The 1,460-nt window shown below is 33.8% G+C and carries 2 protein-coding genes; both read right to left on the reverse strand.

Annotation, left to right across the window (positions count from 1 at the left end; translation table 11 throughout):
• The coding region (locus PKK00_05220; GenBank protein ID HNW97797.1) for a collagen-like protein at positions 1-538 on the reverse strand (538 nt) is incomplete at its 3' end.
• 66 nt (positions 539-604) lie between these two features.
• A complete protein-coding gene (locus PKK00_05225; protein ID HNW97798.1) occupies positions 605-1,351 on the reverse strand; it encodes a hypothetical protein in 747 nt (248 codons plus the stop codon).
• Positions 1,352-1,460 lie beyond the last annotated feature (109 nt).

The raw sequence follows: 1,460 nt of genomic DNA on the forward strand, positions 1-1,460 counted from the left end.
CGCCCTTGTCTCCTTTATCTCCGGTTGCACCGGTAGCACCAGTTATACCCTGAGCACCTGTTTCACCAGTAGCACCAACATTACCAGTATCGCCCTTGTCTCCTTTATCTCCGGTTGCACCGGTAGCACCAGTTATACCCTGAGCTCCTGTTTCCCCGGTAGCACCAATATTACCAGTATCGCCTTTGTCTCCTTTATCACCAGTGGCTCCAGTAGCGCCAGTTGGACCAATTATAGTACCTGTATTAATATTTATCCATTTGCTTCCACTCCAAAAATAAAAACCATCAGTTACAGAACCACCTTTACTATATACAAGCATTCCTTCAGGAACCGGAGCTGTTAATGGAGAGGCATTATTAATATCATTAATTGTAATGCGGGGAATTAGTAACCCTTTATTTGTACTTTCTAATTCAAGAATTGAATTGTTATCCAATGTTAAGTTCGATCCGTCAGTTATTTTTACCTGAGCATTGGATGTAAAATGAACACCTAATAATAATAAAATATATAAATATTTAATTAATTTATGCATTAAGTTTACTCAGTGAGTTTGTATATTGAATTTATATTTATTATCTAAATTGAAAAAAGTTAATTATTATTGAAGAAGTATATCTGCTTCACTTAATTTAACGCCATCTTGAGTTGAGTAATTAATATGAATCTTTCCTTTGGTATATTTAATTTTTTTATCAAGATATAACTGAAACCATCTGCTTGTATTTGGTGTGTAAACAGCAACACCTTTTGCTAATGCAACTTGTGTCTCTTCTTCTAGTGGTGAAATATAAGTAACAGTTACATCACCATAAACCGACATATTTCCTGAACGACTAAATTTCATTTTTAAAATAGGGAGAGAATCACTTTCCATTTTAAGTGATACATCCGATAAGCTTACCTGTGCAGTAGATTCGCCAATTCTAATGATTGCAGGGATTGTAATACCAAAAACAGGTGTAATACTAACAGTAATATCATTGGTATCTTTATCTTTGGAAGCATCTTCATCTCCTAATGGTTTGTTACTTTGTCCTACTGCTTTGAAATATAAATGAGAGCGATATTCTCCAGTTGGTATCTGTTCTGCATTTATACATTGAACTTTTACTACCTGAGTTTCTTTAGGTGCTAATACAACTTTATGAGGAAAGATGCGTAAATATTTATCAGCAAAATATTGTCCTGAATCAGGTTGTGTAATGTTTTCGAAACCTCCGTCTTCTTTCATTCTTATTTGTACTATTGAAATAATATATGTGGAAGTGTCTTTGCCTATATTTGAAAGGTTTAATTCCTGTAGCCTTTTTGAACCATCAAATACAATTCTTTTAGGGTATATCATTAAATCACCCTGAGCTGTTGAATTTTCATAACAGGTTACAATAAGTATTATGAGCAGGGCAAACGCATTTTAATTTTTTAGGATTTTTAACAGATAATCATTATCCCAA

The organism is Bacteroidales bacterium, from assembly GCA_035353855.1.
GTDB lineage: Bacteria > Bacteroidota > Bacteroidia > Bacteroidales > CG2-30-32-10 > DAOQAK01.

Excerpts from the sequence above, each read along its gene's own strand:
- PKK00_05225 (HNW97798.1), bottom strand. The coding sequence starts at position 1,351 with ATGATATACCCTAAAAGAATTGTATTTGATGGTTCAAAAAGGCTACAG.